This is a genomic window from Brevundimonas sp. (genome assembly GCF_016463485.1).
Lineage (GTDB): Bacteria > Pseudomonadota > Alphaproteobacteria > Caulobacterales > Caulobacteraceae > Brevundimonas.
This window is the reverse complement of the sequence record NZ_JAEMRD010000183.1, coordinates 1-5,981: the sequence shown is the minus strand read 5'-3', so window position 1 is coordinate 5,981 and position 5,981 is coordinate 1. Positions and strand designations below refer to the sequence as shown.

General features: G+C 65.5%; 7 protein-coding genes and 1 pseudogene. All 8 read left to right on the top strand.

What is annotated here, in order from left to right:
• A partial coding sequence (locus tag JHC99_RS17160; RefSeq protein WP_292155861.1) for a thiamine pyrophosphate-dependent enzyme occupies positions 1-506 on the top strand: 506 nt, incomplete at its 5' end.
• A gap of 2 nt (positions 507-508) precedes the next feature.
• Entirely contained in the window at positions 509-1,870 is a 1,362-nt protein-coding gene (locus JHC99_RS17155; RefSeq protein WP_292155860.1) for a pyruvate dehydrogenase complex E1 component subunit beta, read from the top strand.
• Positions 1,867-2,193 (top strand): DUF5076 domain-containing protein, encoded by a 327-nt coding sequence (locus JHC99_RS17150; RefSeq protein WP_271144314.1) that lies wholly within the window; start codon positions 1,867-1,869, stop codon positions 2,191-2,193. The genes JHC99_RS17155 and JHC99_RS17150 overlap by 4 nt, the downstream gene beginning before the upstream one ends.
• Positions 2,190-3,473, top strand: coding sequence for a pyruvate dehydrogenase complex dihydrolipoamide acetyltransferase (locus tag JHC99_RS17145; RefSeq protein ID WP_292155858.1), 1,284 nt, complete (start codon positions 2,190-2,192; stop codon positions 3,471-3,473). Before JHC99_RS17150 ends, JHC99_RS17145 begins: the two co-directional genes overlap by 4 nt.
• A gap of 74 nt (positions 3,474-3,547) precedes the next feature.
• Positions 3,548-4,027 (top strand): hypothetical protein, encoded by a 480-nt coding sequence (locus JHC99_RS17140; protein WP_292155857.1) that lies wholly within the window; start codon positions 3,548-3,550, stop codon positions 4,025-4,027.
• A 41-nt stretch (positions 4,028-4,068) separates the two neighbouring features.
• A pseudogene (locus tag JHC99_RS17135) lies at positions 4,069-4,569 on the top strand (glutathione peroxidase).
• Between the two features lie 13 nt (positions 4,570-4,582).
• Complete coding sequence (locus tag JHC99_RS17130; RefSeq protein WP_292155856.1) at positions 4,583-5,530, top strand: DUF3667 domain-containing protein; 948 nt, start codon at positions 4,583-4,585, stop codon at positions 5,528-5,530.
• Positions 5,531-5,634: 104 nt separating this feature from the next.
• Positions 5,635-5,981: FAD-dependent oxidoreductase (locus JHC99_RS17125; RefSeq protein WP_292155853.1), on the top strand; the 347-nt coding region annotated here is incomplete at its 3' end.

Genomic DNA, 5,981 nt, shown 5'->3' with positions numbered 1-5,981 from the left:
ACGAGAGCTTCAACATGGCCCAGCTGTGGAAGCTGCCGGCCATCTACATCATCGAAAACAACCAGTACGCCATGGGGACCTCGATCGAGCGGTCCTCGTCGACCACCGAACTCTATATGCGCGGTGCCTCGTTCGGCATTCCGGGCGAGCAGGTCGACGGCATGGACGTGCTGGCGGTCAAGGACGCGGTGGCCCGTGCGGTGGCTCGCGCCCGTGAGGGCGGCGGTCCCTTCATCCTGGAGGTGAAGACCTATCGTTACCGCGGCCACTCGATGTCCGATCCGGCCAAATACCGGTCCAAGGAAGAGGTCGACGAGGTCAAGAAGACCCGCGACCCGATCGACCACATCAAGATGCTGCTCGACGAAGCCGGGGCCAAGGAAGACGAGCTGAAAGCCATCGACGCCGAGATCAAGGCGATCGTGGCCGAGGCCGTGCAGTTCGCCCAAGAAAGCCCGGAGCCGGATCCGTCCGAGCTCTATACCGACGTGTACCTGGAGGCCTGATCGTGACCGACATTCTGATGCCGGCGCTCTCGCCCACGATGGAAGAGGGCACTCTGACCAAATGGCACATCAAGGCGGGGGACACGGTCAAGGCCGGTGACGTCATCGCCGAGATCGAGACCGACAAGGCCACGATGGAGGTCGAGGCCGTGGACGAGGGGGAGGTGCTCGAAATCCTGGTTGCCGAGGGCACCGAGGGGGTCAAGGTCAATGCGTTGATCGCGCGCCTGTCGGGTGACGACGGCGCTGCCGCTCCGGCCAAGGCCGAGACTCCTGCTCCGGCCGAGCCCGCTGCCGAGGCGGCTTCCGCCGAACCGGGCCCGGCCGCTGCGCCCGTCGCCGCCAAGGTCGAGCTGCGCGATCCGGAGTTCCCGGAAGGCACCAAGCTGATCAAGACGACCGTGCGCGACGCCCTGCGCGACGCCATGGCCGAAGAGATGCGCCGGGACGAGAACGTCTTCCTGATCGGCGAGGAGGTCGCCCAGTACCAGGGGGCCTACAAGGTCTCTCGCGAGCTGCTTCAGGAGTTCGGCGACAAGCGGGTCGTCGATACCCCGATCACCGAGCATGGCTTCGCCGGTCTGGGCGTCGGGGCGGCGATGGCGGGCCTCAGGCCCATCGTAGAGTTCATGACCTTCAACTTCGCCATGCAGGCCATCGACCACATCATCAACTCGGCGGCCAAGACCCTGTACATGTCGGGTGGTCAGATCCGGGCCCCCATCGTGTTCCGGGGCCCGAACGGCGCCGCCAGTCGCGTCGGTGCCCAGCACAGCCAGGACTATTCGGCCTGGTACGCCAATGTCCCGGGCCTCAAGGTCGTGGCACCCTATGACGCCGCTGACGCCAAGGGCCTGCTGAAAGCCGCGATCCGCGATCCGAACCCGGTCGTCTTCCTCGAGCACGAGATGATGTACGGCATCGAGTTCGATGTGCCGGACGTCGAGGACTATGTCGTGCCGATCGGCAAGGCCAAGGTCCGCCGCGAAGGCACCGACGTGACCATCACCGCCCACGCCCGTATGGTCGGCTTTGCCCTGCAAGCCGCTGAAAAACTGGCGGAAGAGGGGATCAGCTGTGAGGTCATCGACCTGCGCACCCTGCGCCCGCTGGATCACGCCACCATCGTCGAGAGCGTCAAGAAAACCAGCCGTCTGGTCTCGGCCGAGGAAGGCTGGGGTCCTATGGGCGTCGGCGCCGAGGTCGTGGCCCGGGTGATCGAACACGCCTTCGACTATCTGGATGCGCCGCCTCTGCGGGTGCACCAAGAAGACGTGCCGCTGCCCTATGCCGCCAACCTCGAAGTCCTGTCCCTGCCGGGCGTGGACAAGATCGTCGCGGCCGTGAAGGCGGTGATGGCGTGAGCCAACGCGAAGAGTTCAGGATCGAGACGCCCGAAAGCGTCGCCGCCGACCCGGACGCCATCGAGGTGACCCGGATGTGGTGGTCGAAGAACGAGCCGGTCATGTCGATCATGCCGGCCTTCAACGATCCGGCCAAGTACGGCGAGATGCTGGCCCAGGCCGCGAAACACATGGGCCATGCCTATGCGGTGCGCAAAGGCGTGGACGAGCGCACGGCCTATTTCCGCATCCTGGAAGGCATGAACGCGGTCATCAAGGCGGACAACGTCCAGACCCAGACCGAACCATTCAAGACGAACTCCCTGAAGGAAGCGTCGCAATGACCGACATCCTGATGCCCGCCCTGTCGCCCACCATGGAAGAGGGCGTGCTGGCCAAGTGGCACGTCAAGGCCGGCGACGTGGTCAAGGCCGGCGACGTGATCGCCGAGATCGAGACCGACAAGGCCACGATGGAGGTCGAGGCCGTCGACGAGGGAACGATCACCGACATCCTGGTTGCCGAGGGCACCGAAGGCGTCAAGGTCAACACCCCGATCGCGCGCCTGGCCGAAGAGGGCGGGGCGGCTGCGCCCGCACCGAAAGCCGCGCCGGCTGCGGAGGCCGCAAAGGTTGAGGCTCCCAAGGCCGCTGAACCCGCCAAGGCCGCCGCCGCGCCCGCTCCGGCTGCGGCACCCGCCTCAAAGGCCGCTTCCGACGATCGCGTGTTCTCTTCGCCCCTGGCCCGTCGTCTGGCCGCGCAGTCCGGCGTCGATCTGAAGTCGGTCAAGGGCACCGGGCCGCACGGTCGCGTGGTCAAGCGCGACGTCGAGGCCGCCGGCAAGGGTGGGACCACGGCCTCGGCCCCGGCCGCTGCGCCGTCGGGCATCGAACCGGCCAAGGCCCAGAGCCTGGCCCAGATGGGCATCCCGGACGGCAGCTATGACCTGATCCCGCTGGATGGGATGCGCAAGGCCATCGCGCGGCGCATGGTGGGCTCGGTCCAGCAGGTACCGCACTTCCCCCTGACCATCGACGTCGAGATCGACGCCCTGCTGGCCGCGCGGGTCAAGGTCAACGCCCTGCTTGAGAAGGCCGGTGTCAAGGTCTCGGTCAACGACTTCGTCATCAAGGCTGCCGCCATGGCCCTGAAGGCCGTGCCGGAAGCCAACGCCAGCTATTCGCCCGAAGGCATCGCCATGCACCATCATGCCGACGTGGCCATGGCGGTGGCGATCGACGGCGGCCTGATCACCCCGATTATCTTCAAGGCCGAAACCAAGACCCTGTCGCAGATCGCTGTAGAGTCTAAGGATCTGGCCAAGCGGGCGCGTGAGAAGAAACTCAAGCCCGAAGAATTCCAGGGCGGGACCTTCAGCGTCTCCAACCTGGGCATGTTCGGCATCAAGACCTTTTCGTCGATCATCAACGAGCCCCAGGGCGCGATCATGAGCGTGGGCGCGGGCGAGCAGCGGCCCGTCGTGAAGAACGGCCAGCTGGCTGTGGCGACCGTGATGACCGTCACCGTCACCTGCGATCACCGCGTGGTCGACGGCGCGACGGGTGCGCGGTTCCTGCAGGCCTTCAAGCCCCTGATCGAAGATCCCGTGACCATGCTGGCCTGATCGGCGAGACGGTCGGGGGAAACCTTTGACGGCTTTTGGGGGTTGTTTCCGGGCAACCGCTCCGGGAGTTCGCCATGAAGATCGCATCCGTCGTCACTGCGCTGGCCTGCGTCTCCGTTCCTCTTTCCGCCATGGCGGGCGATGGGCGGTGGACCAGTGGTTATGGCCAGGGCCAGACCGAAGCCACCGTGACCAACGCCCGGGGCACGACGTTCTACGTCGCCTGTCCTGACGCCGCGCTCGGCCAGGCTACAACCGTCACGCTTGAGCCGCGCGGCGTGACCGGCGGGGAGGATGTGGCCAATGTCGGCGTACTCATCATGGTCGACAATCGCTCCACGAGCTGGCCGCTGAACCGTCGCGTGCTGGACCAGGGGCAGGTGATCTTCACCGCCGACGCCGTCACCCCGACGCAGAAGACCCAGCTCAGAGCCTTGATGCAGCGGATGCGCGCGGGGCGTAGCGTGACGGTGGCCATCCCCAGCGCCGGGCTACGCGAAACCTTCCCCCTGATGGGATCGGCAGCGGCGCTCGCGGCGTGCGAAGTGCGCTGATCCGGCTGGACCGGGTCGCGGTGAGGCCATAGGTTCGGCCAATGACCACGGTTTATGATTTCACGGCCCGGGCGATCGACGGATCTGAGGTTTCGCTCGATCGGTTTCGGGGCTAGGCGCTGCTGATCGTCAACACCGCGTCACGCTGTGGATTTACCGGTCAGTACAAGGGGCTCGAGGACCTGCACCGGCAGTTCGCGGGCGAGCCGTTCGAAGTCCTTGGCTTTCCCTGCAACCAGTTCGGTGCCCAGGAACCCGGGCTCGCCGAAGAGATCGCGACGTTCTGCACGACGAACTTCGGGGCCTCTTTTCCCCTGTTCGACAAGGTCGAGGTCAACGGTCCGGGGCGGCATCCGCTGTACGCCTGGCTCAGCGAGCAAAAGCGTGGGCTGCTGGGGTCGAGCGCGATCAAATGGAATTTCACCAAATTCCTGACTGACCGAGAGGGCAGGGTCGTCAAACGTTATGCACCCCAGGTGGAGCCCGCTGCGATCCGATCCGACATCGAGGCCCTGCTCGAGACCGGACCTCGAAGGCCCTGACGGGGGGCACCACATGAGTGAGGCCGAAGCCAAATGCGCCGCCTGCGAGACGGCGCTCCGGGGCCGCTATTGTTACACCTGTGGTCAGGACAGCCGGGCCAAGCCCGCACCCTTGCGGGAGATGGCGATGTCGGTGGCCACCTCCTACAGTCCTATCGACGGCAAGATGGCGCGGACGCTGGCGGTTCTGGCGGTGCGGCCCGGCCGGTTGCTGGAGGCTTACCGCGCCGGAGCGGGGTCGTTGTACGTCACCCCGCTGAAGCTGTTCGTGGCCGCGACGGCGTTGTTTCTGGCCGTGCTGAACTTCAGCGACACCCACCTGTATCAGTTCACCTGGAAGGTCCTGCCGGGCCAGCCTGTTGTAGTGAGCTATGACCCCCGGCTGGACGACATCGAGGTCAGCGGGGCGGTCGAACAGGAACGCTGGCTGCAGAAAAAGATCGATCCGGCGATCGATCGGGCCGTGACCCAGGCGCTGCAGCAGGCCGCGGCGGCGGCGACGACCCCGGCGGAGCGCGCTTCGATCCAGTACGACATCGCCTGGAACCAGACCGAGGAAAAGCTGGCGAAACGGCTCTCCGACTGGCTGCCGAATGTGCTGTGGCTGCTGATGCCGCTCTATGCGCTGCTGTTGATCCCGCTGTTCGGGCGGCGACGGCTGTTTTTGGAGCACGTCATCTTCGCCATGTGGGCCCATGCGATCAGCTTCGTGCTGATGATGGTCATGGCCGGGATCAACAGCCGAGGGGCCAATCTGCCGGCACCGCTGCTGATCCTGCCCTATCTGGCCTATTTCACCGTCGCGGGGGCGCGATACTACCAGATGAGCGCCCTCTCGACGCTGTGGCGCGGCATGGTGCACCTGACCGCCTATGTCCTGCTGGTGCTTTTGCCGGTGGCGATCGCGATCAACATGACGGTCGTCGATTGGGGCGCGTTCTGGGGCTATGTGAACGCCTGACATTTCGTTTCCGTAGCGTCATATCCATGGCCCGACAGGGGGTTGCGGGTCTATGACCATCGGCCCTAGACCGCACAACACGCCGCACCACCAAGGAGCCCCGCATGGCCGAGTTTGATCTGATCGTCATCGGTTCCGGTCCAGGCGGATACGTCGCCGCGATCCGCGCCAGCCAGCTGGGCCAGAAGGTCGCGATCGTCGAGCGCGAGAACCTGGGCGGCATCTGCCTGAACTGGGGCTGTATCCCCACCAAGGCCCTGCTGAAGTCGGGCGAGAAGTTCGAATCCTTGAGCCACCTCAAGGAGTACGGCCTGTCCGCATCGGGGGCGACCTTCGACTTCGACGCCATCATCCAGCGCTCGCGCGGGGTCGCGGCGACGATGAGCAAGGGCATCACCTTCCTGATGAAGAAGAACAAGATCGAGGTGATCGAGGGCTCGGCCAAGCTGGA